Origin of the sequence: Spongiactinospora rosea (genome assembly GCF_003315795.1) — a bacterium.
Lineage (GTDB): Bacteria > Actinomycetota > Actinomycetes > Streptosporangiales > Streptosporangiaceae > Spongiactinospora > Spongiactinospora rosea.
Window position 1 is genome coordinate 313,272 of record NZ_QMEY01000004.1, and the last position, 25,684, is coordinate 338,955.

23 protein-coding genes are annotated in these 25,684 nt (G+C 72.4%); 7 read left to right on the plus strand and 16 right to left on the minus strand.

The genetic code is table 11. The features are described from left to right. Window positions 1–188: 188 nt before the first annotated feature. Both DP939_RS13320 and DP939_RS13325 read right to left on the minus strand, forming a co-directional pair. Complete coding sequence (locus DP939_RS13320) at window positions 189–2,168, minus strand: Xaa-Pro dipeptidyl-peptidase (RefSeq protein ID WP_113980971.1); 1,980 nt, start codon at window positions 2,166–2,168, stop codon at window positions 189–191. 82 nt (window positions 2,169–2,250) lie between these two features. Next, window positions 2,251–4,521: a HelD family protein gene (locus DP939_RS13325; protein WP_113980972.1), complete on the minus strand. Its 2,271-nt coding sequence runs from the start codon at window positions 4,519–4,521 to the stop codon at window positions 2,251–2,253. Between the two features lie 138 nt (window positions 4,522–4,659). Between DP939_RS13325 and DP939_RS13330 the strand changes: the two genes are divergently transcribed. Further along, window positions 4,660–5,661 (plus strand): FkbM family methyltransferase, encoded by a 1,002-nt coding sequence (locus DP939_RS13330; protein ID WP_113980973.1) that lies wholly within the window; start codon window positions 4,660–4,662, stop codon window positions 5,659–5,661. A gap of 18 nt (window positions 5,662–5,679) precedes the next feature. On the opposite strand, the gene DP939_RS13335 is transcribed toward DP939_RS13330, so the two are convergent. The 10 genes from DP939_RS13335 to DP939_RS13380 form a co-directional block, all read right to left on the minus strand. Then, complete coding sequence (locus DP939_RS13335; protein WP_113980974.1) at window positions 5,680–6,189, minus strand: flavin reductase family protein; 510 nt, start codon at window positions 6,187–6,189, stop codon at window positions 5,680–5,682. 206 nt (window positions 6,190–6,395) lie between these two features. Beyond that, window positions 6,396–9,062 carry a fumarate reductase/succinate dehydrogenase flavoprotein subunit gene (locus DP939_RS13340; protein ID WP_113980975.1) on the minus strand — a complete coding sequence of 889 codons (2,667 nt, stop codon included), beginning with the start codon at window positions 9,060–9,062 and terminating at the stop codon, window positions 6,396–6,398. 5 nt (window positions 9,063–9,067) lie between these two features. Further along, window positions 9,068–9,775: an ABC transporter ATP-binding protein gene (locus tag DP939_RS13345; RefSeq protein WP_113980976.1), complete on the minus strand. Its 708-nt coding sequence runs from the start codon at window positions 9,773–9,775 to the stop codon at window positions 9,068–9,070. After that, window positions 9,772–10,626, minus strand: a complete 855-nt coding sequence (locus DP939_RS13350; RefSeq protein WP_113980977.1) for an ABC transporter permease — start codon at window positions 10,624–10,626, stop codon at window positions 9,772–9,774. Before DP939_RS13350 ends, DP939_RS13345 begins: the two co-directional genes overlap by 4 nt. Then, the gene (locus DP939_RS13355) at window positions 10,623–12,044 is read right to left on the minus strand and encodes an ABC transporter substrate-binding protein (protein ID WP_225878222.1); all 1,422 of its coding nucleotides are present in this window, start codon (window positions 12,042–12,044) and stop codon (window positions 10,623–10,625) included. The genes DP939_RS13350 and DP939_RS13355 overlap by 4 nt, the downstream gene beginning before the upstream one ends. Window positions 12,045–12,049: 5 nt before the next feature. Beyond that, window positions 12,050–12,277, minus strand: a complete 228-nt coding sequence (locus DP939_RS13360) for a 4Fe-4S dicluster domain-containing protein (RefSeq protein WP_113980978.1) — start codon at window positions 12,275–12,277, stop codon at window positions 12,050–12,052. After that, window positions 12,277–13,020 (minus strand): GntR family transcriptional regulator, encoded by a 744-nt coding sequence (locus DP939_RS13365; protein ID WP_113980979.1) that lies wholly within the window; start codon window positions 13,018–13,020, stop codon window positions 12,277–12,279. The genes DP939_RS13360 and DP939_RS13365 overlap by 1 nt, the downstream gene beginning before the upstream one ends. Before the next feature lie 216 nt (window positions 13,021–13,236). Further along, window positions 13,237–14,106 carry an NAD(P)-dependent oxidoreductase gene (locus DP939_RS13370; RefSeq protein ID WP_113980980.1) on the minus strand — a complete coding sequence of 290 codons (870 nt, stop codon included), beginning with the start codon at window positions 14,104–14,106 and terminating at the stop codon, window positions 13,237–13,239. A gap of 24 nt (window positions 14,107–14,130) precedes the next feature. Beyond that, window positions 14,131–14,721: a TetR/AcrR family transcriptional regulator gene (locus tag DP939_RS13375; RefSeq protein WP_113981163.1), complete on the minus strand. Its 591-nt coding sequence runs from the start codon at window positions 14,719–14,721 to the stop codon at window positions 14,131–14,133. Between the two features lie 63 nt (window positions 14,722–14,784). After that, window positions 14,785–15,966, minus strand: coding sequence for a hypothetical protein (locus DP939_RS13380; RefSeq protein WP_113980981.1), 1,182 nt, complete (start codon window positions 15,964–15,966; stop codon window positions 14,785–14,787). Window positions 15,967–16,298: 332 nt separating this feature from the next. Here DP939_RS13380 and DP939_RS13385 point away from each other — a divergent pair, with 332 nt between their 5' ends. Beyond that, complete coding sequence (locus DP939_RS13385; RefSeq protein ID WP_113980982.1) at window positions 16,299–16,571, plus strand: hypothetical protein; 273 nt, start codon at window positions 16,299–16,301, stop codon at window positions 16,569–16,571. Window positions 16,572–16,598: 27 nt separating this feature from the next. Then, a complete protein-coding gene (locus tag DP939_RS13390) occupies window positions 16,599–16,838 on the plus strand; it encodes a hypothetical protein (RefSeq protein WP_113980983.1) in 240 nt (79 codons plus the stop codon). Here the strand turns inward: DP939_RS13390 and DP939_RS13395 are convergent. From DP939_RS13395 to DP939_RS13405, 3 genes are all read right to left on the minus strand, one after another. Further along, window positions 16,809–17,813, minus strand: coding sequence for a TolB family protein (locus DP939_RS13395; RefSeq protein WP_113980984.1), 1,005 nt, complete (start codon window positions 17,811–17,813; stop codon window positions 16,809–16,811). The two genes, DP939_RS13390 and DP939_RS13395, sit on opposite strands and share 30 nt — an antisense overlap. Beyond that, window positions 17,810–19,042 (minus strand): MFS transporter, encoded by a 1,233-nt coding sequence (locus tag DP939_RS13400; protein ID WP_113980985.1) that lies wholly within the window; start codon window positions 19,040–19,042, stop codon window positions 17,810–17,812. Before DP939_RS13400 ends, DP939_RS13395 begins: the two co-directional genes overlap by 4 nt. A gap of 69 nt (window positions 19,043–19,111) precedes the next feature. Further along, window positions 19,112–21,580 (minus strand): N,N-dimethylformamidase beta subunit family domain-containing protein, encoded by a 2,469-nt coding sequence (locus DP939_RS13405; protein ID WP_113980986.1) that lies wholly within the window; start codon window positions 21,578–21,580, stop codon window positions 19,112–19,114. Between the two features lie 174 nt (window positions 21,581–21,754). On the opposite strand from DP939_RS13405, the gene DP939_RS48670 reads away from it, so the two are divergent. Both DP939_RS48670 and DP939_RS13410 read left to right on the plus strand, forming a co-directional pair. After that, a complete protein-coding gene (locus DP939_RS48670; protein WP_263972312.1) occupies window positions 21,755–21,886 on the plus strand; it encodes a hypothetical protein in 132 nt (43 codons plus the stop codon). 134 nt (window positions 21,887–22,020) lie between these two features. Beyond that, on the plus strand, window positions 22,021–22,908 hold the full coding sequence (locus DP939_RS13410) for a S1 family peptidase (protein WP_147267978.1): 888 nt from the start codon (window positions 22,021–22,023) through the stop codon (window positions 22,906–22,908). Between the two features lie 2 nt (window positions 22,909–22,910). On the opposite strand, the gene DP939_RS13415 is transcribed toward DP939_RS13410, so the two are convergent. Then, a complete protein-coding gene (locus DP939_RS13415; protein WP_113980988.1) occupies window positions 22,911–23,459 on the minus strand; it encodes a hypothetical protein in 549 nt (182 codons plus the stop codon). Window positions 23,460–23,614: 155 nt separating this feature from the next. Here DP939_RS13415 and DP939_RS13420 point away from each other — a divergent pair, with 155 nt between their 5' ends. Both DP939_RS13420 and DP939_RS13425 read left to right on the plus strand, forming a co-directional pair. Beyond that, a complete protein-coding gene (locus DP939_RS13420; protein WP_113980989.1) occupies window positions 23,615–24,187 on the plus strand; it encodes an ArsR/SmtB family transcription factor in 573 nt (190 codons plus the stop codon). A gap of 127 nt (window positions 24,188–24,314) precedes the next feature. Next, window positions 24,315–25,679: an alpha/beta hydrolase family protein gene (locus DP939_RS13425; RefSeq protein ID WP_158578560.1), complete on the plus strand. Its 1,365-nt coding sequence runs from the start codon at window positions 24,315–24,317 to the stop codon at window positions 25,677–25,679. The last annotated feature ends 5 nt before the right edge of the window (window positions 25,680–25,684 follow it).

Here is a 25,684-nt window from a genome sequence, read left to right on the forward strand (position 1 = left end):
AGGCCCCATGGTCGCTTTCCCGGCCGCCTGCGGCGCGGCCGTCCCCAGCAAGGATAGGCAAGCCTGTGGGGCACTTCCCAACGGTTATCCACCGTGCCGGGGGGCCGGGCCGGTCCGAGCCCGCCGATGGGGCGGCGCACGCCCTGGTCAGCGGGCTCGGTGATCGATGGGTCCTGTTGTCCGGGTCGTCAGTGCAGGCGCGGCTCCGGTACGGGCAGCGGGACGTAGGCGGGCCCGCGCCAGTCGGCCTGCGGCTCGGGCAAGCCGAGCTGGTCGAGCTGGTCGGGTTGGTCGGGTTGGTCGAGCCGGTCGGGGGCGGTCAGGCTCCTGGGCGGTACGAGCGGGACGTTGACCTCGCTCCTGGACAGGTCGAGCGTCACGGTCGCGCCGGTCGCGGCCTCCTGGCTGAAGTCGCGGTCGGTGCCCGCGATGATCAGGCCCAGCCGGTGCCCCTTACGGAAGACGTAGTCGTGCGGCAGGGTGTCCCAGCGGACGTCGGCGTACACGCCGGGCCGCAGCGGGGCGGGGCGGCTCACCGAACGCCGGTTCTGGGCGTCGATCCAGCCCCTGGCGATGACCTCCACAGGGCGTTCGGTGGTGTTGGTGACGGTCTTGCGGTAGCAGCCGTCGTCGAGTCCGGCCGCGTCGCCGTGGCAGCTCTCCTCGGCGACGGTGGTGATGCCCTGGCCGCGCCGCCAGTCCACCCGGGGCGCCGCGCCGTAGTCCACGAGCAGCGCGGTCAGGTTGGCGGTCGGCCGGTCCAGCTTGAGCCGCAGATCGACCTCCGGGGTGCCGGACAGGCGCAGGTCCAGCGGAAGTTCGCCGGTGACGAAGGCCAGCCTCCCGGGCGCGGGGGTGCCCACGTCGGCGACCATGACGTCCTCGGGCTGGGAGATGTCGGTGAACGACGCCTGCGCGCCGCGCCGGGCGGGCCGCAGGCCGAGCGTGCCGCCGGGGCCGGGGCGCAGCGGCACCCGGATCGCGGCGGGGGCGGGCCAGTCCCGCTGGGTGATCCAGGTGTCCGGGCCGGTCTGCACGTCGGCGCGGGGCTCGCGCATGATGCCGTTCGGCACCCGGTACAGCCAGTGGTCGAACCAGCGGTGCAGGGTGTCCACCCAGGCGTCGCGGCGGAAGTCGAAGGGGTCCACGTGGTGGTACTGCCCGACCCACACCTTGCGCGGCACCCCGTACCGGCCCAACGCCCGCCACCAGGTGGCGAACTGGTCGGGTTTGACGTTGAGGTCGTTGGCGGTGTGGACGGCGAAGACGCTGGCCCGGATGTTCCGCGCGGCGGCGAGCGAACCGGCCAGGTAGTCGCGCTCCTTCCAGAACGCGTTGTAGTCGCCGGTCGTGTCGCCGTCCTCGGCGTCCAGCCGCGCGCGTACCGCGGCGCACTTGGCCGGCGGGTCGGTGTCCACGAAGTCGGCCAGCCAGGACATGTAGTCGTAGACGTAGACGACGCCGTTCATCCGCTGGTAGCGGTACCACGAGCTGATCGCGGAGATCGGCACGATGGTCTTCAGGCCCTCCACGCCGGTGGCCGCGACCGCGTTGGCCAGGGTGCCGTCGTAGGACTTGCCGATCATGGCGGCGTCGCCGTTGGTCCAGGTGGCGGCGGCGGGAGTGCCGTCGGCGCGGTAGGCGCGGGCGCGGCCGTTCAGCCAGTCGATGACGGCCTTGCCGCCGAGCACGTCGGACCGGCCGCCGGAGTCCGGGCAGCCGTCGGACCGGGTGGTGCCCGCCATGTCCACGTTGAGCACGGCATAGCCGCGGGGGACGAAGTAGTTGTCGTAGAACAGCGGGAACCGGGACACCTCGCCCGCGGCATCGTACAGCTTGCGCTCGGACTCGTTGCCGCGCCCGGAGTTGTCGTAGTACGGGCTCTCGTCGATGATCACCGGGACCTTCAGCCGCGGCCCGGACTCCCTGGGCCGGATGATGTCCACCCGGACCCGGTCCTTCCTGCCGTCGGCGTCGCCGTCGAGCGGGGACTCGACGTAGACGTGCTCGCGGATGGCGTCGGCGTAGGAGAACACCGGCTGGGTGCGTCCGTTCTCGACCGTGACGGTGGGTCCGGCCGCCGCCGACGCGGGCGGGCTCAGCGCGATGCCGATGGCCAGCGCCATCGGCACGCAGGCTAAACCGGCCCGCCGTCGTTCGTGAGACATGCGTTTCCTCCCGGGGCTGTGCTGACGAGAGCCAGCGCAATGTCTCACGTAACATCCGGCTCGTCCACGGCCGCGCGGGGCGCTACGGGCGGGCGGGCAGCCCGGCCAGCGGCGCGGGCAGGTCGCCGTCGTGGACGACCCCGAGGCGGCGGGTGGTCCTGGTGAGCGCGACGTAGAGGTCGGAGAGGCCGCGCGCCGACTCGGCGACGATCCGCGCCGGGTCCACCACCAGCACCGAGTCGAACTCCAGGCCCTTGGCCCCGCTCACGTCCAGTACCACCACCCGGTCGCCCAGGTCGGCGCCGGCCGCGCGGTCGCCGACGATCAGCTCACGCGCCTCCCCCAGCCCTGACGTGGGCACCAGGACCGCCAGCCTGCCCTCGCCGACCAGGCCCGCCTCGGCGGCGACCAGGGCGGGCAGGTCGTCCGTCCGGGTCTGCCAGGGGGACTCGCCGGTCTCGCGTACCGAGCGCGGCACGGTCAGCTCCGGGTCCAGCAGGGTGAGCACGCCCGCGGCCACGTCCATGACCTCGGCGGGCATCCGGTAGTTGACGTTGAGCGTGCGGAGCACCCACCGGTCGCCGACGTAGGGGGCGAGCGCCGCCCGCCAGGACGTGGCCCCGGCCGGGTGGCCGGTCTGGGCGATGTCGCCGACCAGGGTCATCCACCTGGTGGGGACCCGGCGCATCAGCATCCGCCAGGCCATCTGCGACAGCTCCTGGGCCTCGTCCACGATGACGTGCCCGAAGGTCCAGGTACGGTCGGCCGCCGCCCGCTCGGCCACGCCGCGCCGGTCGCCCTCCTCGTGCCGCTCGGCGAACCGCTCGGCGTCGATCACGTCGGCGGCCGACAGCATCTCGGCCTCTCCGGCGACGTCCACGTCCAGCGAGCGCGACCCCTCGGAGATGTCCAGGACGCCCTGCGCGTAGGCGATCCGCTCGCGCCGTTCGGCGGCCTCGGCGGCCCTGGCCGCGCGTTCGTCGCGGCCGAGCAGTTCGGCGGCCTCGTCCAGCAGCGGTACGTCGGCGGCGGTCCACCCGCCGCCTGGCTCGCGGGCCAGCAGGTCGCGGCCCGGGAGGCCGGGCGCGGCGGCGGCCAGCCGTCCGGGGGCGGCGAACAGGTCGGAAAGCAGCCGCTGCGGGGTGAGTACCGGCCAGAGCCGGTCGATCACGGCCCAGACCTCGTGGTTCTCCTCCAGCATCTCCTTGCGGATCAGTTTGAGGTCGTCGGCGTCGAGCAGGTCGTCCCCGTCCTCGATGCCCTCGCCGAGCCGGGCCGCGTACTGCCGGGTGAGGACGTCCGCCACGGCCTTGACCACCAGCGGGCGCGCCTCGTTGTGCAGCAGCCTGGTGGCGCGCACCTGCTCGCGGATGCGGGCGCAGATCTCGGGCGACAGAGTCAGCTCCCGATCGTCGTGCACGACGGTGAGGTCTTCGTCAGGGACCCACTGCCGGTCGCGTACGGCGGCGGCGAGGACGTCGGCCATCTGCGGGCGGCCCTTGACCTCGGCCACGGCGGGCGGCTCGGGCCGGTCGCCGGTCACCCCGGGGAACAGCTCGCCGACGGTGGCCAGCAGCACGCCGGTCTCGCCCAGCGAGGGCAGTACCTCGCCGATGTAGCGCAGGAAGGTGGCGTTGGGGCCGACGATCAGCACGCCCCGCCGTTCGAGCAGGTCGCGGTGGGTGTAGAGCAGATAGGCCGCGCGGTGCAGGGCGACCACGGTCTTGCCGGTGCCCGCGCCGCCCTGCACGACGAGCACGCCCCGGTGGGGGGACCGGATGATCTCGTCCTGCTCGGCCTGGATGGTCTCCACGATGTCGCTCATCCGCCCGGTGCGGCCCGCCGTCAGCGCGGCGAGCAGGGCGGCCTCGCCGGTCAGGGCCTCGGGGTCGGCCGAGGTGAAGTCGAGCGTCTCGTCACTGATCGCGGTGACCGTGCGGCCCGTGGTGGAGATGTGCCTGCGCCGCTGTACGCCGTGCGGGGACGCGCCCGTGGCGACGTAGAAGGGGCGGGCGGCGGGGGCGCGCCAGTCGAGCAGCAGCGGCTCGTAGTCCTCGCCGGTGTCGTCGTGGATGCCGATCCTGCCGATGTGGTAGCGCTCGCCGTCGCTCAGGTCCAGCCGGCCGAAGCAGAGCCCCCGCTCCGCCGCGTCGATCTGCGCGAGCCGCCGGGTGTGCCGGGTCGCCGCGACGTCGCGCTCGACCAGCGCCTGACCGCTGTCCCCCGGCCCGGAGGGCAGGTCTTCGCGCAGCGTCGCGGAAAGGCGTCGCGCCGTTCGCTCCCGCAGGTCGTCGAGCCGGCCGTAGAGCATTGACACGTACTCCTGCTCGCGGGCGATCTCATCGGTTGACAACGCCTGCCCCCCATGGGATAATAAACTTGGAAGTGAGTTGTGCTCATACGTTAAGCACTAACTCCTCAATGTATCGTGCCCCGCGTCCCGGCGCCAGCCGATGTGTGCGCGGGGCCGTTTTCGGCCAGACTCGTGGGCATGCCGAATGCCATGCCGAGCAGAAACCTGCGGCGCGGGATCGCCATCTCCCTGATGCGCGCGGCGCGGGCCGCCAACCGCTCACGCGTCGTGCGCGTGGCCCTGCGCGGCCGCAGTGTCCGCCGTTTCCCGCTGGTCAACAAGATCTACCACGCGGTGTTCCGCGCGGGCGTCACCGGCGAGCACGCGAGCGACGTCACGGCCGCCTACCGGGGGCTCAGCCTGACCGGCCCGGCCTGGGACCGCACGGTCATGCCGTCGGTCGCGGGCGGCTACTACGAGAAGTTCGAGGTCTCGATCTTCGAACGGCTCGCCGCCGCGACCGGCGGCATGATCCTGGACGTGGGGGCCAACATCGGCGTGTATGCCTGCGCGGGCGCCGCCCACCTGCCCCCGCACGGCAGGCTGACCGCCTTCGAACCGGTCCCCGAAAACCTCGGCTACCTGCGACGCAACATCGAGGCCAACGACCTCGCCGGACGCGTCACGGTGGAGCCCATGGCGGTGGGGGCCGAGGAGGGCGAGCTGACCTTGCACCTGTCCGGCGAGCAGTCGGGCAAGCACTCGGCGTCGGCCGCCAACGCCGGGACCGCGCCGGACGCGCCCGGGGGCACGGTCACCGTGCCGATGACCTCGATCGACGCCTACCTGGCCGGCCGGGACGAGCGGCCGGACATCATCAAGATCGACGTGGAGGGGTACGAGGGGTTCGTGCTGCGCGGGGCCGCAGCGACCCTGGCCGGGCTGCCCACCCTCCTGTTCGAGGTGCACCCCGAGCTCCAGGCCAACTGCGGATGCCCGGCCGGCGAGCTGCTGGACCAGGTCTACGCGCACTACCCCTGGGTGTTCGTCGTGGACGAGCTGAACGACCGCCTGCTCCCCCACTCCCGCGCCGAGCTGGACGCGCCCGGCGCGATCGGGCTCTACCGCTCCAACCTGGTCGCCATCGGCAGGAAGGACCACCTGGCCGCCGTCGCGCGCTGGCACGACGTGCGGCCGTGAGCCCGGCAGGCGTTCCGGTCAGGGGTTGTGGGGCGCGAACCGCCCGAACCTTCCCTGGTGGTACAGCAGCGGGCGGGTCGCCGCCCGCACGCTCACGTCAGTGACCAGCCCGACGACGAGGAAGTGGTCGCCCACGGCGATGACCTCACGCGGGCGGCAGTACAGGTGACCCGACACGTCGTCGAGCACCGGCTGGCCGAGCGGGCCGCGGTTCCACCGGGTGGGGGCGGCGAACCTGTCGATGTCCTTGCGCGCGAACCTGGCGGCGAGCTCGGCCTGCTCGCTGGCCAGGATGTTGACCACGAAGTGCTCGGCGGTCCGCATCCAGGGCCAGGTGCTCGATGATCGGTCCACGTAGAAGGAGACGAGCGGGGGGTCGAGGCTGACAGAGGTGAACGAGGTCGCGGTGAGGCCGACCGGCGTGTCGCCGCTGGTCGCGGTGACGATGACGACTCCGGCGGCATGGACGGCGAGCGCCCGCCGAAATCGGTCCCGGTCGACCGCCAGGTCCGGCAGGGTCTCAGTCATGGGTGGTCCTGCTCATGTTCATGAAGCTACGATCCCGATGACCGAAAGCCAATATTTCCTACCAGCTTTACCGGTTTTGTTGGGGTGCTCATTGCGACGCTTCGCGTCGCGGCTCGGGCGCTGATCGCCGGTGCCCTCATGGGCCCTCCCCTCCTCTGTTCCTTTCTTCAGAGCACCGGTGCGGGCTTGGGGATTCCTTCGGGGGCTTAGTTCAGGGCGTGGCGGGCGTAGGCGCGGACGTCGGCGTCGGGGTCGGTGAGGGCGTTGCGGAGGGCGGTGGTGACGGTGGGGTTCTGGTCGGACCAGTTTCCGAGGGCCTGTACGACGGCCTTGCGGACGTCCAGGTTCTCGTCGGTGAGGGCGGCGACCAGGGGGGCGGTGGCGGTGCGGGGGCCGGCCGCGGCGAGGCAGCGGGCCGCGCCGACCCTGACCTGCCAGGCCGAGTCGCGCATGGCGGCCACGGCGAGGTCGGAGAGCGGCGCTCCGGTCGCGCCGGAGGCCTCCAGGGCCGCCGCACGCACCAGCGGGTCGGGGTCGCCCGCCAGGGTCGCCAGGGCGGGCGTGGGCTTGCCGATCGTGCCGAGGCCCTTGGCCACCCACACCCGCACCTCGCGCGACGGGTCGGCGACGGCCCCGGCCACCGGCTCGGGCTCGTCCAGCGAGACCAACCCTCGTACGGCCTCGATCCGCACCCGGTGGTCGGCGTCGTCCAGGGCGGGGGCGAAGGTGTCGCGGTCGCCGAGGCGCAGGGCCCGCAGGACGTCCAGCGCGGTCGCGCGGACCACGACGTCCGGGCTCGCGGTCCGTGCGGTGAGGCCGATGGCGAGTTCGCGGGTGGCGGGCAGTACCTCGACCAGTTCGCGCAGGCCCGCAGCGGCCGCGTGCCGTACCGTGCCGTGCCGGTCGGCGAGCGCGGTCACCAGGGCCGTCCCCGCTCCTTCGGGCACCGTCTCGGTGAGCGTGGCGATGGCCGCCCTGCGGACCTTCGGGTCGTCGTCGGCCAGGTAGGGCGCGAACCGGTCCAGGCCGGGCTGCTCCTCGGCCATCCGGTTCAGTTCCAGGATGCGCGGTGAGCGGCCGATCGCCGCGCGCTCGGCGCGTTCGGCCTCCACCCGCTCACGCGCCGCGGGCGCGAACCCGGCCACCACCGAGGCCGTCCCCGGCACCGGCCGGAACTCCGGCACCGGCACCAGGTACGGCTCGACCGGACGCTTGATGAACTCCATCCCGTCATCGGAGCGCTTGCGCAGATTGAGGTGGAACAGCCACTCCCCGTCGTCCGTCTGCGGCATGTCCGCCCGGTCGTGGTAGAGCCCCCAGCGGCTCTCCGTGCGGACCAGCGACGACCTGGCCGCCATTTCCGCGCAGTCCCTGATGAAGTCCACCTCGGCGCAGCGCATCAGCTCGTGCGGGGTCCGCCCGCCCATCGCCGCGATCTCCTCGCGCATCCGCTCGAACGCCTCGACCGCGAGGTCCAGCTTCGCGCCGGTCTTCGGCGGCGCCACGTAGTCGTTGACGAAGCGGCGCAGCTTGTACTCCACCTGCCGCTGCGGCGGCCCGTCGGGGTTGCGCAGCGGCCGGTAGATCAGCTCGTGCGCGGCGGCGATCTGGTCCTCCGGCAGCCCCTCGCCGGGGTCGCCGTGGTGGCCGGCGGCGTGCGTGCCCGCGAGGTCGCCGTACACGAACGCGCCGATCATGTAGTTGTGCGGGACGCACGCCAGGTCGCCCGCCGCGTACAGGCCGGAGACCGTGGTGGCCCCGTGCTCGTCCACCCACACCCCCGACGCCGAGTGCCCGCCGCACAGCCCGATCTCCGAGATGTGCATCTCCACGTCGTGGGTGCGGTAGTCGTGGCCGCGCCCGGCGTGGAAGGTGCCCCGGGTGGGGCGCTCGGTGGAGTGCAGGATGCCCTCCAGCGCGCTGATGCTCTCCTCTGGGAGATGGGTGAGCTTGAGGTAGATCGGGCCGCGGGCCGAGCCGATCTCCCTGGCCACCTCCGCCATCATCTGCCCTGACCAGTAGTCGGAGTCGACGAACCGCTCGCCGCGGTTGTTGACCTGGTACCCGCCGAACGGGTTGGCCACGTAGGCGCAGGCCGGGCCGTTGTAGTCCTTGATCAGCGGGTTGATCTGGAAGCACTCGATGCCGCTCAGCTCGGCCCCGGCGTGGTAGGCCATGGCGTGGCCGTCACCGGCGTTGGTGGGGTTCTCGTAGGTGCCGTACAGGTAGCCGCTGGCGGGCAGCCCCAGCCGGCCGCAGGCTCCGGTGGCCAGGATGACCGCGCCCGCCGAGACCGTGACGAACTCCCCGCTGCGCGTGTCGAAGCCCACGATGCCGACCGCTCTGCCCTCCGGGGAGGTGAGCACCCGCACCGGCATGACCCGGTTCTCGATCTGCACGCGTTCGCGGATCTCGCGCCGGCGCAGCACCCGGTACAGAACCTTCTTGACGTCTTTGCCCTCGGGCATCGGCAGGACGTAGCTGCCCGAGCGGTGGACGCGGCGCACGGCGTACTCGCCGTACTCGTCCTTCTCGAACTTCACGCCGTACCGTTCCAGCCGGCGGACCATCTCATAGCCGCGGGTGGCGGTCTGGTAGATCGTCTTCTGGGCGACCACGCCGTCGTTGGCGCGGGTGATCTCGGCGACGTAGTCCTCGGGGGTGGCCTTGCCGGGGATGACCGCGTTGTTCACGCCGTCCATGCCCATGGCCAGCGCGCCGCTGTGGCGTACGTGGGCCTTCTCCAGCAGCAGCACCCGCGCGCCGCGCTCGGCGGCCGAGATGGCGGCCATCGTGCCCGCCGTGCCTCCGCCGACGACCAGGACCTCGCATGACAGGTGCCGCCGTCCCTCGGTGACCGATGGGATCTCCATGTGCCTTACAGCTCCTTCACGATCTGCTCGCGGGTCGCGCCGGTCAGAGAGCGCAGCCCGCCGGTACGGCCGAGCACCAGGACGCGGTCGCCCAGCAGCAGCGCCTCGTCCACGTCGTGGGTGACGAACACGACGGTGGCCGCGGTGTCCCGCAGCACGTCCAGCAGCAGGCGCTGCATCTCGGCGCGGGTCTGGGCGTCCAGCGCCCCGAACGGCTCGTCCATCAGCACCGCGCGCGGCGTGCCCACCAGCGCGCGGGCGAGTTGCACCCGCTGGCGCATGCCGCCGGAGAGCTCCCTGGGCAGCCGGTCGGCGAAGCCGGCCAGGCCGACGCGGTCGATCCAGGTGAGGGCGGCGCGGCGGCGCTCGGCCCGGCCGACGCCGCGGATGCCGAGCGGCAGTTCGACATTGCGCAGCACCGAGCGCCAGGGCAGCAGGCCGTCCTCCTGGAAGATCATCGCCCGGTCGGGGGACGGCCCGCGCACCTCCGCGCCGTCGGCCAGGATCCGCCCGGCGCGCGGCGCGAGCAGCCCGGCCAGGCCGCGCAGCAGCGTGGACTTCCCCGATCCCGAGGAGCCGACCACCACCACGACCTCGCCCGGCGCCACCTCCAGCCGCACCTCGTCCAGCACCGGGTGCGCGCCGTACCCGAGCGCCGCCCCGGCGAGGACCAGCCGCATGCCCTTGCCCGTCGTCGTGGTCACCGTGGTCATCGGCCCGTTCCTTCCGCCCGGGGCAGCCAGCGGGTCGCCCGCCGGCCGGCCAGTTCGATCGCCGCCGAGGTGAGCCAGCCCAGCGCGCCGATCGTGACCATCCCGACGACCGTCGCCGGGTAGTCCACGAGCGTGTACGCCTGCCAGGTCCGGTATCCCACCCCGAACTCGCCCGAGATCATCTCCGCGGAGATCACGCAGATCCACGCGACGCCCATGCCGACCGACAGGCCGCCGAACACCCCGGGCAGCGCGCCCGGCAGCACCACGTTGAACAGCACGTGCCGGCGCGACCCGCCGAGGGTGAGCACCGCCTCCTCCCACAGCGTCGGCAGCGCCCGCACGGCGTGCCGGGTGCTCACCATGATCGGGAAGAACGCGGCGGTGAACGTGATGAACACGATCCCCTGCTCGTCGGCCGGGAACAGCAGGATCGCGATCGGCACCAGCGCGATGGCCGGGATCGGGCGTACCGCCTCCAGCAGCGGCGAGAGCACGTCGGCGGCCCACCGCGAGCGCGCCACGACGATGCCGACCGCGATCCCGGCGACGGCGGCCAGGCCGAACCCGCTCAAAATGCGGATCAGGCTCTGCAACAGGTCCAGGTAGAAGATGGACGTGCCGAGCTGCCCGGCCAGCTCCGCGGCGATCTCGTCCAGGGCAGGGAGCCGGTCGAAGCGCAGCCAGATCCGGGCGTCGGTGACGGTCAGAAGCTGCCACAGCGCGGCGGCCACGGCCACCGCGGCGATCCGCACCGCCCAGCGCCGCCACCGCGGGCCTCCCTCGCGGGCCGCCCCCGGCGGGCTCGCCACGGCCGGGGCGGCCCGTTCGGCTTTGGTGCCGGTGGTCATCGCGCCCCGCTCTCGGCCACGGCGTCCGCGTAGGAGACGGCACGCGTCTTCGGGTGGGCGGCGCGATAGGCGTCGGCGCCCTCCTGGGTGGTGAAGGGCAGGAAGCGGGCGTCCTTCTTCGCGCCGGGGTCCTTCAGCCAGACCGACGAGCCCGCGAACCAGCGGGTGCCGGTCGTGGTGTCGGGGACGTAGGCGGCGCGGATCCGGGCGTCGCCCGCCGCGGCGATCTGGCGCAGCAGGCAGGCAGGGGTCGCGGCGGGGCGGGTCTCGGCGGTCCCGGCGAGCCACAGTTCGGACGCGGTGGCGGGGTCGGTCACCGGCTTCTCGCACACGGGGTCGGTGCCGGTGATCTTGGCGGGGTTCGCGGTGGAGGCGGCGTCGGTGTCGTAGGCCGGGCCGTACGCCTTGCGGATGTAGGAGTCGTTGACGAACCGCTTGAGGTCCACCCCGGAGAAGCCGTCGCCGATCCGGGCCAGGTAGGGCACGTCGTGCCGGTGCGCGGCCTTGAGCGGTTCCTTCAGGGTGACGTCGAAGGTGGAGATGCCGCCGGGGCCGTTGTAGAGGTAGACCACCTCGGCCGGCAGCCCGGTGGTGGCGGCCACCGACTCGGCGGCGGCCAGCGGGTGTTCGTGCAGGTAGCGGGTGGCGTCCAGCTGGGCCTTGAGGAAGGCGTCCACGACCTCGGGACGCTGGTCCGCGTACGCCCGGCGTACCACCACGCCGTGGAACGTCGGCACGTCCAGCGCAGACCCGTCGTAGACCAGGCGTCCCTTGCCCTGGAAGACCAGCAGCCCCGGCCAGGCGACGAACTGCGCGTAGCCCTGCACACCGCCCGACTCCAGCTGCGAGGCCCCCACCGGAGGCTGGTGGTTGACCACCTGGACGTCGGTGGCCGGGTTCAGTCCGGCCTTCTCCAGCGCCTGGACCAGCGTGCCGTGCCCGGCGGAGCCGACGCTGGCGGAGATCTTGCCGCCCTTGAGGCCGGTCAGGTCCTTGACCGGCGAGTCCGGCGCGACGACCACCATGTTGAGGCCGCCGCGCAGGTTGTAGCCGGTGGTGGAGATCAGTTCGGTGCGCGCGGACTCGGTGGCCTGCGTGCGGGAGGCGTTGATCAACAGCGGGTAGTCGCCCATCGAGCCGATGTCGATCTTGCCCGCCACCATCTTGGCGGTGATCGGCGCGCCGGTGTCGTGGTCCTGCCACTCCACCTTGTAGCGGGGGCCGAGCCGCTTTTCCAGGTAGCCGAGCGAGCGCAGCAGCGTGCCCGCGGTCACGGTGTTGATGGTCTTGGACTGGTAGCCGACGACCACCTTGATCTTCCCGCTGTCGCCGGAGGCGCCGGACACCGAGCATCCGGCCGCGGCGAGCAGGGACACGGCGGCCAGGACCTTGCGCATGGTCTTCCTCATCGCGGTCATCGCGGTCATCGCAGCAGGTAGGGGATGTTGATGGTGACGGCGTCCACGGGGCACCTGGCGGCGCAGGGGCCGCAGTACCAGCACTCGTCCACATGCATGTACGCCTTGCCGGACACCTCGTCGATGGCGAGCGAGTCGAGCGGGCACGCCTCGACGCAGAGCGTGCAGCCGGTGATGCACAGGGCCTCGTCGATGGTCACCGGGACATCGACGCGTTGCTCCACCAGAGCCATCAGTCCTCCTCCTGGTCGCGGCGCAGGTGGCCGCGCATGGTCAGCCGGTCGCCGCGGAAGCGGATGAACTCCAGGTCCACCGGCCGGCCGTCGGCCAGGTGGGCGAGGCGTTCGACCATGAGCAGCGCGGACCCGCGCGGGACCGCGAGTACGGCGGCGGTGTGCGGGTCGGCGTTCACCGCCTCCAGCGTCAGCTCCGCCATGCCGAGCGGCTGCCCGGCGATCCCCTCCAGCAGCACGAATATGTCGTTGCAGGTGAGGTCGGCGTCGAACAGCGGCTCGCCGACCTCCCTGACCAGGTAGGTGAGGTCGAGCGACAGCGGCAGGCCGTTCAGGCTGCGCAGCCGTTCGAGGTAGACGACCTGCTCGCCGGGGGGCAGGCGCAGGCGTTCGGCGACGGCGGCGGGCGGCACGATGACGCTCATCGTGCGGACCTCGTTGGTCACCTCGCCGTGCTCGCGCAGCGTCTCGGCCAGGCCGAGCAGCTTGTGCAGGCCGTGCGGGTACTTCTCCCCCGCCACCGTGGTCCCCACGCCGGGGACCCGGTCCACGAGCCCTTCTTCGCGTAGCAGGCCCAGGGCCTCGCGCACGGTGTTGCGCGAGGCCCCGAACTCCCGGGCCAGCACGCCTTCCAGCGGCAGCGCCCCCTGCCGGAACCGGCCGTAAAGGATCTCCCTGCGGAGCACATCGGCCACCTGCCGGGCGCGGTCCGCGCGGGGCCGCCGGACGTCTGTCATCCCCATGCTCACCTCCCTGAACTGCGGCAAGCCTATCTATCAGGTAGGTAAATGGGGATAACGGACAGGTTGCGCCGGTTCCGCCCACCAGAGGGGAGCCCTGACCTGCGGAGATGTATGGGAGGCTGCAAGATCTGCCAGGTCAGCGGTGGCGCAACGGCCCAACACAGAAGGCGCCGGCCCGGTATGGGCCGACGCCTCGTCATCTCCCCAGGCGGGGGCTCAGGGGGTGGGGGAGCCGGTGGGGAAGCTGGCGAAGTAGCCCGCGGCCATGTCGTCGTCGCCGTGGCCCTGGGCCTCGGCGCGGCGGAAGCGCTCACCAGCGGCCACCGCCATGTCCACCTGGACCCCGGCCCCGGACGCCGCCTCGGCGATCAGCCGGGTGTCCTTCTCCGCGTTGCGGACGGTAAAGCTGGGCGTGTAGTCGCCGTCCCTGATGGACTTCATCTTCGTCTGCACGTACCCACTGTCCAGCGCGCTGCCGGTGACCACCTCGGCGAACAGCGAGGGGTCCAGCCCGAGCGCGCGCAGCAGGGCCAGCGACTCGGCCAGCACCGCGGTGAGGGTGATGGCGTACCCGACGGTGGTGAGCTTGAGCCGGGTGGCCGCGCCCACCTCCTCCCCCACCCAGATGGTCCGGGCGCCGACCGCGGAGAACACCGGCTCCAGGCGCTCGTCGGCGGGGCCCGCGGCCAGGACCACCAAGGTCCCCGCCTCGGCGGGCTGGCGGGTGCCCTGTACCGGGGCGTCCGCGAAGATCAGCCCGTGCTCACGGGCGAGGGCGGCGAGCCGGTCCAGCGCGACGAGGCCCACCGTGCTCATCTGCGCCCACACCTGCCCGGCGGCGAGCCCCGGAGCGGCGGCGGACATGGCGGCGTGCACGGCGTCGCCGTCGCTGAGCATGGTGATCACGACATCGGCCCCGGTCACCGCCTCGGCCGGGTGGGAGGACACGGTGATGCCGTCGGCCTGGAGCGGCAGCGCCTTGTCCCTGGTCCGGTTCCACACCTTGACCTGGTGGCCGTTCTTGGCCAGGTTGCGCGCCATGGGCGCGCCCATGATCCCCGTGCCCAGCACCGCGACGGTCGTCATTCTCAACTCCGCTTTCTTTGGCGATCAATCTTTAACGAACAGTCCAGATAGGACGAGATCCACGACCGCCAGCAGCCGTCGCCGGTCGGCGCCCGCCTTGCCCTGCACGCGCAGCCCCTGGATCGTCGTCACCAGCAGGTCGGCCATCGCGGTCACGTCGGCGTCGGGGGGCAGCTCGCCGCCCTCCCTGGCGCGGCGCAGCACGGCGGCGATCGACGTGGCGTTCCGGTCCAGAGCATCCCCCACCACGCGGGCGGCGACCCGGTCGTGCGGCAGCCGCTCGGTGGCGGTGTTGGTGATCAGGCAACCCCGCCGTTCCGGGTCGAGCACCGTGGCATCAACGAGCGAGACCAGCAGGTCACGGAGCACTTCGCGAGCGGGGGCGGCTCGTTGGAGCCGGGCGCCCGACTCGGCGGTCGAGCGCTCGACGTAACGGATGAGGGCCGCCTCGTGCAGCCCCGCCTTGCTGCCGAAGGCCGCGTACAGCGAACCGCGGCCGACGCCGGTGGCCTCGACCAGGTCCTGGATCGAGGTCGCCGCGTAGCCCTGGCGCCAGAAGACGCCGATCGCGGCGTCCACGGCCGCGTCCATGTCGAACTCCCGCGTGCGTACCACGCGGCCCACCTTACCGCCTGTTTGTAACGATCGGTCAAGTAAGGTGGCGGGGGGTTCCGCGGGCTAGCTCCAGGTGAGGCTCTTGCGGCGGATGACCGCGAGCCGGAAGGCGGCGTCCTGGTGGCCGCAGCGGGCGGCGAGTTCGTGGAAGAAGGCGGCGAGCGGGCGCTTGGCCTGGCCCTGGAACTCGTACTGGCAGCCGAACAGGTAGGCGAACTCGGCCGCCTCCTCCTTGGCGTTGAGGTGGTCGCGCAGCCGCAGGGCCCCCGGCCGGCCGGCCTCACCGGCCCGGCGCAGCCAGTTGCTGGCGTCGAACGGCTCGTCGCGGAGCAGGTGGATCACGGCGAGCTGGAAGCACGCCTCGGCGTCGCCGTCGCTCGCCCAGCGCGCGAGCCGGGCCTCGGTCCTGCCGTGGGTGTTCAGGTAGAAGCGGGCGAGTACGTGAGCGGGTGCCATGGTCACGTCATCACCCCAGCCCTCAGCCGCCGCCCCCGGCACGCTCCCCGGACCCCCAGGCGTGCCGCCATATCCGTCGGCGTCGTACCCGGCAGGCCCGTACCCTGCCTCTTCAAAGCCGGCAGGGCCGTACCCGGCGGGTCCGGGCGCGGCGGGGTCAGACCCGACGGAGCCGTACCCGATGGCGTCGGGGCCGAGGGGGTCGGGTTCGGGCGGGGGGCCGGAGGATGCCGTCCCGGGGGCCGGTTCGGCGGGGGTTCCGGGAAGTGCCGCGTCCGGAAGGGGCGTCTCCCGGCGCGGTTCCGGGACGACCTCCCGTACGTCCGGCCCAGGCGCCGCCAGGGCGGCCTCCTCGACACCCGGCCCGGCCGGCTCACCGACCGCCCCTGACGGCCGGGTTACCGGCCCCACCGACTCGACCGGCTCCGGGGGCCGGGTGGTGGGCTCGGGGTCGCCGGTGGGGTCGGTGGTGGCGGCGCGGGCGGCGCGGAGGTGTTCGCACCACTGCTGGACGGTACCGAGGCCGTCCGTGGCGAGGCCGGACTCGGCCGCCGCCGCGTGGCAGGCGCGGACGAAGGCCGAGACCCATTGCCAGTCGGGAAGCCGTACGCGCTTACCGGAAAGGATCTCCTGGGTGGTGCTCTTGATCAGCGGGCGGGAACCGGGCAGTTCGCTGCGCTCTGACAGGGCTTGCAGGTATTTGTAGCTCGGTGCCCCCACCGAGTCACGCAACCCGTTAAGCCGGGCGATGAAGGCGGCATTCGGCCCGCTGTGGTGTGTTTTGCCCATCTTTTCCCATCTTGTAATGCCGCAGGGATTAGGGATATGCACATGTTTACCGCACGACGGCGGCGGCTTACCGGACATTCCACCCGCAGCGCCGTCCTGAATCGGCCTGAACCACCATTCATTACCACTTCCGGCTGACTTCCGCTGATTCCGGATGACTCCGTACGACTCCGGACGACATCCGGCCCCCACCCACGCCACCGCCCGCACGCACCGGCCGCCAAAAGGGATTCGTCCGGCGTCGTCCGGACACGTTTGAGCCGGTGGCGAGCCCGACAGCGGGTCCGGCATCGTTTTTCGCGTCCAGCACCCCTATCACGGAGGCCACATCAATGTCGTGCCTCACGGACGCCCCGTCCGCCGACCCGGGCGCCATGATCGCCCCAGGCGCCGGCGCGCCCGCCGTACCGCAAGGCGGCGACGTCCCGCCCCCCGGCCCCCCGCGACCCGGGCGGCGGGACGACCCGGACGAAGGGGAGCTGCGCACCCTGCTCATCGCGACATGGGTGCTGACCACATGGCGCATCCCGCCCGGACCTCTGGAAACGCTCTCGGTCGAGGAACTCATCGAGTTCTGGGCCGACGAGCGGACCGTCACAGGCTGACCGACCATCCGAAGGACGACCCCGACCATGTTCTCGACACATCAGTGGCTCACACTGATCACCACCGCTCTGGTGGCCGCCATCGCGTGCGGGCTCACCCTGGCGGCGGGCGCGTCCTGGCCCGCCGCCCTGCTCACCTGCGGGACGGCCGCCGCCGGGACCCTGGCCCTGCTGCCGCACCTGCTCGGCCGTTCCGACCAGAAGGACCCCGGCAGGTTCGACGCCCCCGCCGGTCCCTCAGGTCAGGGCCCCGACCACGGTCGGTGAATCGGCGTCCGTGATCAGTGTGCGCGGGGGGCCGCCGTCCAGCGGGGCGACCCAGATGTCGGCCGTGGTCCTGCCCCCCGCCGTCTTCGGCGCCGCGTACATCACGTGTTCGTCGTCCAGCCAGGCGAGCTGGTCGTCGATGCTCCGGGACTCGCCCAGCGCGTGCTCGCGGCCGGTCTTGAGGTCCAGCCAGTGGAAGCGCCAGGCGTCCTGGGATGTGTCGTTGACCCGCTTCTTGTAGGCGATCTTGGTCTGGTCCGGCGACAGGGAGGGGCACTCGGCGTTGTCCTGGATCGCGGTCAGCGTGCGGGTGGCCAGGTCGCCGCGGGCCAGGTACGTACGCCCGGACGCCGCCACGGTCACGAAGAACCGGTCGGAGTCGGCCGCGAACGTCACCCCCCAGACGTTGCGGTCCACGCTGCGGTCCTGCTTGCCGTTGATCAGGAAGGTGAAGTCCTCCAGGTCGCCGACCACCCTCCCGCCCCGCTCGTAGACGATCGTCTCGGTGGAGAAGCCCAGCGAGATGTAGTTGTGCCCGCTGACGAAGACCGTCGTGGCGAAGTGCCGTCCGTCCGGGGCGACCCGCGCCCGGCTGGGCACGCCGGAAAGCGGCTCGTCGCCGGTCTCGGCGAGCCCTTCGTCCAGCGCCGCCACCTCGTACGGGCGGCCGGGCGCCTGCCCGGTCCGCAGGCACACCGCCTGCCGTCCGGCCGCCGCGACCCGGAGGCACCGCGGCCCGGCCAGGCCGCGCCGCCCAGTCTCCTCACCGGCCCGCACAAAGCCGATGCGCCCCTGGTCCGGCCCCGGACGCAGGGAGCGGAAGACGATGTGCCGCTCCTCGAACAGCGCCGGATCGGCGGTCCCGGCGGCCGAGGTACCGCCGCGGGAGAGCACCGAGCTCAGCACGGTACCCCCGGCGACGGCCACCAGCAACACCGCCAGCCCGATCATGATCTTGTTGGCCCGGTTCTTCATTCCCGTCCTCCCAGGGGGCCGCGCAGCAGCGTGGGCGCGGCGAACAGCAGTACGACCGCCAGCCCGCCCGCGAACGCCCACAGCGCCGGGGCGGGACCGGTGGCCGCCCACAGCGCGCCGAAGACGACGGCGGCCAAGCCCCTGCCCAGCGCCACGCAGGTCTGCAAGGCCGAGATCGCGGTGGCCCGCCACTCGCCGGGGACCATCGCCGCCGCGGCGGCGGGCAGTACGCCGTCGGTCGCCGCGTAGTACAGGCCGAGCAGCGCGAGGGTCACCCCGGCCGCGGGGAGGCCGTCCGCCCCGCTCGCCACCACGTAGGCGGCCACGATCGCGACGTGCCCGGCCACGAAGACGCGCGGCCTGCCGTACCGGTCGGCCAGCCGCCCCAGCGGCACCGCGCCGATCAGGTAGACCGCCCCGGTGGCGAGGAACAGCAGCGGGAAGATCTGCGCCGAGACCGCGCCGCGCTCCAGCAGGGTCAGGTAGATGAAGGCGTCGCTCACGGTCAGCGCGGACATCGCCGCCGCGGCGAGCAGCATCCGGCGCATCGGGGTGCGGCGGGCGGCCGGCCGCAGCGCCTCGCGCGGGCGTACGCGGGGGCGGGTGGCAGGGGCCGCCGGGCGTTCGGCGACCTTGCCGATCAGCAGCAGCACGCCGAGCTTCGCCACGCACATGGACACGGTGAACACCGCGTCGAAGTCGCCCGGAACCACCGCGAGCAGGTAGAACGCGGCCACCGGGCCGAGCAGCGCGCCCAGCGTGTCCAGGGCCCGGTGCACGCCGAAGGACCGGCCGAGCGCGCCCGGCGGGCTGGACTCGGCGATCAGCGCGTCGCGCGGACCGGTGCGCAGCCCCTTGCCGATCCGGTCCAGCCCGATCGCGCCGGACAGCGCGGCGAAACCGGCGGCGGGCAGCAGCACGGCCTTGGACAGTACACCGAGCCCGTACCCGGCCACCGCCACCGCCTTGGGGCGGCCGAGCCGGTCGGCGGCGTACCCCCCGCCGATCCGCGCCACCGCGGTGCCGGCCTGGTAGAAGCCGTCGAGCAGGCCGAAGAACAGCGGGGACAGCCCGAGGCCCATGGTGACGAACAGCGGCAGCACGGCCGTGACCATCTCGGTGGAGATGTCGGTGAGCAGGCTGACGAGCCCGAGTACGACCACGGTGCCCGGCACCCGGCCCGCCTTGCCCGGCCCGGCGGCGGGGGTGCCTCGAACGCTTATGTACAAGGAACCGTACCTTTCATCGCAGGCGTGACCAGGGGCCACCGGGAACCGCGTTCCCGGTGGCCCGGTCCGTCACCGGGTGCCGGCCGCGCCCTCCTTCCCGGCTCCCTTCGTCCCGGGCAGCGGGTCGCCCGAGGTGAACTTCTTCAGCACGTTCTCGGTGATCCTGGTGAGGTCGTTGTCGTAGCCGTTGTTGTAGAAGGCGCCGCTCCACACCATCGAGGAGGCGGAGAAGACCGCCCCGCCGTTCGGGTAGTGGATCAGCGTGACGTCACCGCGCACCATCGGGTTGGTGTCGCCGCCCTCGAACAGGGCCGAGGTGTTGATCTCCTCGACCACGTGCATGTACTGCTCGCCGAACGGCTGCGAGGTGCCGAGCACGATGGCGTTGGGCGGCGTGCCGAGCGAGTAGTCCACCCGGTCCACCTCCTCGCCCATCGGGCCGCCCTGGCTCTGCAGGCTCGGCAGGTCGCCGCCGATGCCGTCCTTCTTCGACACGCCATCGAAGATCCACGCCCCGGCCTCGGAGTAACCGGCCTCCGACCGGTCGAAGGGCTTGTTGTAGTAGGCGAAGCCGGAGGGATGCCCGAAGCCCTGCGCGGAGAAGCCGACGCCGACGAGTTCCTGGGGCGGGGTGCCGCGGAAGCGCCACAGCCCGCCGTACTCGCCGTCGGTGCTGTGGTAGTACTCGCCGGGGGCCGCCTGCCAGGCCTCGGTGCCGTCGTGGCGGCGCAGTTCGGTGTACTCCCTGGTCCGGTTCAGGGCGGTGACCCAGTAGAACCCGTTACCGCCGAGGTACATCAGCCGGCCGCCGTCGCCGAGCCAGTCCTTGATCGCCTCGTGCTCGGTGGTGGAGATGTACTCGGGGTGGGTGCCGGTGATCACCGTCTGGTAGCCGTCGAGGATCTTGCGGCCCTCGCGGTCGATGTCGTGGTCGGTGATGTAGTCGACGTCGAACTTCCTGGTCTCCAGCCAGTCGAAGATGTGCGTGTCGGCCTCGAAGCCCCACGGCCGGCCCTCACCATTGGGGCCGGTGGTCAGCGGGCGCAGGTTGGTGATGGGCCGCTTCTGGCTGGAGTAGACGTAGCCGCTGCCGTCGGCGTGGTTGGAGTACTGGCTGAGGGAGCCGCCGGTCTGGCCGTACGCGAGGTAGGTCAGCGTGGGCACCAGCATCGCGATCTTGGAGCCGGTCTGCTTCGGCCGGACCACGAAGGTCGCGTGGTAGACCTTGCCGGCCGCCTCAAGCCGCGCCGCGTAGATCCCGCTGCGCGCGTCCTTGGGGACCTTCCAGGTGAACGCGGGCTTCCACGCGGCGTCGCCGAGGTCGTCCTCGTGGAAGTGGATCGCGCCCCACTGCTCGGGGTCCTCGTTGTGGTTCATCGTCTTGCGGTCCCAGTCGTGGCCGGTCATCGCCCGGACCGGGAGGTTCACCGCCGTGCCGGAGAGCCGGTGCGGGCCGGTGTCGGCCACCTGGTCGCCGGACATGTGCCGGGAGAAGTCCCAGGCGGCGGCGGGCCGGGGGGCGTGCCGTCCCTGGGCCACGGCGTCGATCTCGCGCTCGCTGAGCGCGCGGTCGTACAGGGCGGGCGATTCGATCTTGCCGTTGTAGAGGCCGGCGGGCCGGGTGTCCCCTGAACGGTCCCAGTAGCCGGCCATCAGCAGCGGATCGGAGGTGTGGGCGACTTGTCCGGAGCCGACCTGCTTTGTGGTGGTGGCCGCGGAGTCGTCCGGCAGGGTGGACACGGGGCGCTGGGTCACGGTCGCCCTGCGCGTCCGGGGGTCGTAGGAGGCGGCCACGAAGTACCAGCCGGAGTTGTTGACGTGCTGCGGGCGGGGGCGCTTGGAGAAGTACATCTCCGGGCCGCCCATCGCCGCCGCCCACGGCTTGAGCTTGACGCCGGTCGAGACGGTGTCCGCGCCGACGCGCAGCGCGAGCGCGCCCTGCTCGTCGATGAACAGGCCGTACCCCCGGCGGTCGGTCTCGGACCACTTGGTGACCAGGCCCTGGGCGCGTGGCGTGCCCACCGGCGTACGTTGCAGGGCCGTCCGGTTGTACGGCGAGCCGGGGATCGTGGACGGCGCGATCCACGCGGTGATGGTGAAGCCGCCCGAGGGCCGCAGCCGCCGGTCATCGGGCACCCGTACGTAGGAGCCCAGCGGCAGCGGCTGGTGGGCGCCCGGGTAGGTCTTGTTCACCGGGCTGTCGATGACCTGTTCCTTCAGGCCGGGTCCGGCCGGGTCGGCGTCGCCGTGGGTCACCCTGACGATCGTGCTCTTGAACTCGGGCGCCTTCGTACTGACCATGATCTGCACGGACTCGCCCGGCCGGACGCTGAGCCGGTCGGGGTAGCCGCTGATGCCGAGCGCGTCCAGCGACTGCTGGGGGGCGATCGGCTCGACGGGCAACGGCTCGTTGGGGACGTACTCCACGGGCGCCGCGAGCGGATCCTCGCGTACCTCCGCGTGCGACTGCGTCAGGCCGGGCACGGCTGCGACCAGGACGGCCGTGACCAGCACTGTCGTGGATCTGGATCTTCTCATCCGCAATGGACCTCCTTGGCATGGCGGTGCTGCGTGCGGGGGGTTCGGGGGATCGATAAAGAAGTCCGTAAATAGCGGAATCGCCAGAATTTATTGCCTCAATGGCGGTCTAGGTTGAGAGTCCGCCCGGGTACGGTCTCCGGAAAGGGCGGAATGCACGCCGAGCGGTGAGCGGTGAGCGGTGGACGGGCAGCGGTCAGCGCGCCCGGCGGCGTCGCCCAACGGTCGAAACACCGCGACGAGCGGTCCGCCCTCCTGGACGGCGGCGGCCGGGAGCGCGTCCGGCACTTCCCGGCCACAGTGTGATTACTCCATGAACTCGTTCGGTGGCACACGGTGACAATAATGGTCCGGCTTGCTACCCCTGAATCGTGCGCCCCCTTCCGTGCCGCTCTCCCGGCTGAGCCGGTCCCTGTCGTCCAGACCTTCCGGAGCACCACATGATCCATGTGTCCCTCCCTCGCGTGGCCTTGACCGCCGCGCTCGCCGCGGCCCTCGCCTGCGCCGGTCCGGCCCCCGCCGGCGCGGCGGGCGCCCAGGCCCAGGCCGCCGAGTTGCGCGCGCTGAAGCTGCGCCTGGACCGGCTCGCCGAGCAGGGCAGGGCCGGCGACGCCCAGTACTGGTACATCGACCACGCCCGCGGCAAGCTGCACATCGCCGTACTTCGCGGCGCGGACGACGCCGTGACCAGAGGCTTCGCCGGTTCGGCGGCGGAGAGCCGCACCATCACCTCCGTCATCGGCCGGCCCCTCGCGCCCTACGTCGGCAGGGCCGCGCACGCCCCCGCGAGCCGTACCCGAAGGTCCGGCCCCGTGTACGGCGGGCAGCAGATCACCACGGGCGACGCCTTCTGCTCGACCGGCTTCACCGTCGGCGCGGGCCGGGCGGACCGGCTGCTGACCGCCGGTCACTGCTACCGGTACGGCTCCTCGTGGTACCTCGGCGGCCACCACCTCGGCGAGATCACCCGGCTGCGCTACCCCGGCGGGGACGTCTCGGAGATCACCCCCGAGCCCGGCTGGCGGCTCACCGGCAGCGTGCTGCAGTCCGACGGGACCTACCAGCGGATCGGCTCGGCCGGTCAGGTGCACCTGGGCCAGCGGCTGTGCAAGACCGGCGCGCGGACCGGCACCTCCTGCGGCGTCGTCTACGCGCTCGACGCCACCGCCGACTACGGCGACGGGCCCGTCCATGGCCTCGCCGTCACCGACCTCTACGCCGCCGAGGGCGACAGCGGCGGCCCAGTCTACGCGGGCGGCACCGCGATCGGCCTGGTCAGCGGAGGCCCGCAGGGCGGCGGCCCGGCACTGATCAACCCGCTCTACTAGCCCTACCGGCCGTGGGCGCACGAGCAGGCCGCCTGGGCGCGCTCGTCGGGGCGGGACCGCCGGTGCAGCACCATCGCCACCACCATCGGGGCGAACACCAGCGAGTTGTAGAACAGGTGCAGCTCAACCCTCGGCACGAGGAGTTGCACCACGCTGGTCGGTACGGCCCTGCCGAAGAAGGGGGTGCCGCTCGCCGCCTGGATGAGCAGCAGCAGGTGTTCGATGTGGTGCCAGATCTGGATGCCCAGGGAGATGTTCCACCACACGCGTGAGCGTCCGGTGAAGCCCTGGCGCAGCGCGGCCAGGCCCACGAGCATCACCAGCGCGTAGCCGTAGTGCAGCGCCTCGGAGGTGACCAGCCAGGGGAACCACAGCCCGAGCACGCCGCGCGCCTGGGGCAGCGGCCAGCCCATCACCCAGATCTGGATCGCCTGCACGATGTGCTCGGCCCAGTGCGCCAGCACGATGAACAGGAAGACGTTGAGAGCGGCCTGGTGCCCGCGCCCGTTGAGGGTGCCGATCAGGCCGGCCCGCACTGGTATGGCGGTCATGGCTGCCTCCATCCGCGTCGGTGCACCTGCCGGTTGTACGACGGGGGGCCGCCCGGCGGATTCACGCATCCGGCGCTGGGCCGACGATTGTCACCATCCGGTCAGCATGCGAGCCGGAGTTGCACGAAAACCCGTGCATCATTTACCGTGTAACTGTGCCCGAACCAGCACCCGTACCCGCCGACCTAGGGACCATCAAGGCCCTGGCCAATCCCATCAGGCAGCGCATCCTCGACCACCTTCGCGAGGGGCCCGCCACCTCCACCACGCTCGCCAAGGCGCTCGGCATCACCACCGGGGGCACCAGCTACAACCTGCGGGTGCTGGCCGACCACGGGCTGGTGGAGGAGGTGCCCGAGCTGGCGCGCGGGCGCGAGCGGTGGTGGCGGCGGGTCCCAGTGGACCTTCGGTTCGCGCCGCTGAGCCACCGGGACGACGACATGCGGACGGCCCTGGCGGAGCTGGAACACGGGTTCCTCGCCGCCGACGTGGAGCTGTTCGAGCGATTCCGCGCAGCGCGGGACGGCATGGGCCCCTGGGGCGATGCCATGCCGTACTCCCGGGGGGAGATCCGCGTGACGCTGGAGGAGCTGCTCCGCTTCTTCGAGGAGTACATCGACCTGGTGAAACGCTACTCACGCCCGGCGGGCGAAGGGCCGCCGGACGCCCGGGCGGTGCACACCCGATTCCTGGGCTTCCCCGATCCCGCGCCGCCACCGGACGACTGAGGCGGCGAAACGAATGCGGGGCCGTCGAGCGGCAACTCGGCGACCCCGCGGCGAAAGATCCGAATCACCTCGCCCGAGGGCGAGTCCTTCCGTGAACCGGCCTTCCAACAAGAAAGGAGAGCACTTCATGCTGTCCTTGAGCAAATCATCGGCCCTGTCCGCGCTGTTCGCCGCGCTCGCCACGCTGGGCCTGGTGGCCGCCCCCGCGGCCACCGCCGACGCCGTGGTCCGCACCGAGGTCACCATCCACAGCGGTGACGTACGTCTGCGCGGCATGATCTACGCCCCCGCCGCGACCGGCCGCCGCGCCCCCGCCGTCGTCATGGTGGACGGGGCGGGCCCGCGCACCCTGGACAAGACGGCCGGCAAGGCCGCCGAGTTCGCCCGGCGCGGGGTGGTCGCCCTGGTCTACGACAAGCGCACCAAGGGCTACAGCCAGACCAGCCGCTCCTTCCCCGCCCTCGCGCAGGACGCGCTCGCCGGGGTGCGCCTGCTGCGCGCCCGGCCGGGCGTCGATCCCGCGCGGGTCGGCCTCTGGGGCTTCAGCGAGGGCGGCTGGGTCGCCCCGCTGGCCGCGTCCCGCTCGCCGGAGGTGGCCTTCCTGGTCACGGTCGGCGCGGGCGGCCACTCCCCCGAACGCGTCCAGGTGTGGAGCAACGCCAACTTCCTGGCCCACGCGGGGGTCACCGGTGCCCGGATACGCCCGCTGGCCGTCAACCTCACCCGGGTCATGGTGGGGGCGGGGCTGTTCGGCGCGTCCGGGCACGAGCCGGCGCCGGTGCTCGCCCGCGTTCACCAGCCGGTACTGGCCCTGTGGGGCGAACACGAGCGCAGCGTCCCGGCCGCGGACAGCTCGAAGATCTTCGCCGCGACCCTGCGCGCGGCCGGGAACCCGAGCCACACGATCAAGATCCTGCCCGGCGCCGACCACGGGCTGATGCAGAGCCCGGACGGATTCGCCGAGAGCGACCGGTTCGTACCTGGATACTTCGACCTGGTCACCTCCTGGATCCACGGCCTGGGCGACCCGCCCGCGTCCTCGGCGGACGCCCCGCCGCGCCAGGACCTGGCCGCCGAACCGGTGACGCCACTGGCCTGGTGGGAGTCGGTGCCGGTGCAGCTCGGCGCGCTGGTCGTGCTGCTGGCCGCGTTCGCGGGCTACCCGGTCGCCGCCCTGATCCGGCGGCGGCGCGGGGCGGCCGGTGACGTGCGCTGGCCCGCCCTGCTGGCCGGGACCGGGCTGGTCACCGTGCTGGGGACGGTGCTCTACCTGGGATATCTGCTGGCCACGGCGGCCAGGGAGCCGGGGCCCGTGGTCGCGGGCCGTCCGGTGGTCTGGCTGGTGCTGCAGGTGCTCGCGGTGGCGGCGGCGGTCGCGACGGTGGGCACGGCGCTGACGCTCCGGCGTACCGGGGGCGCGGGACGGCTCGCCCTGACGGGCGGCGTGCTGCTGATCGGGTGGGCGGCGTACTGGGGGTTGTTCGTGCCCTGACGGGT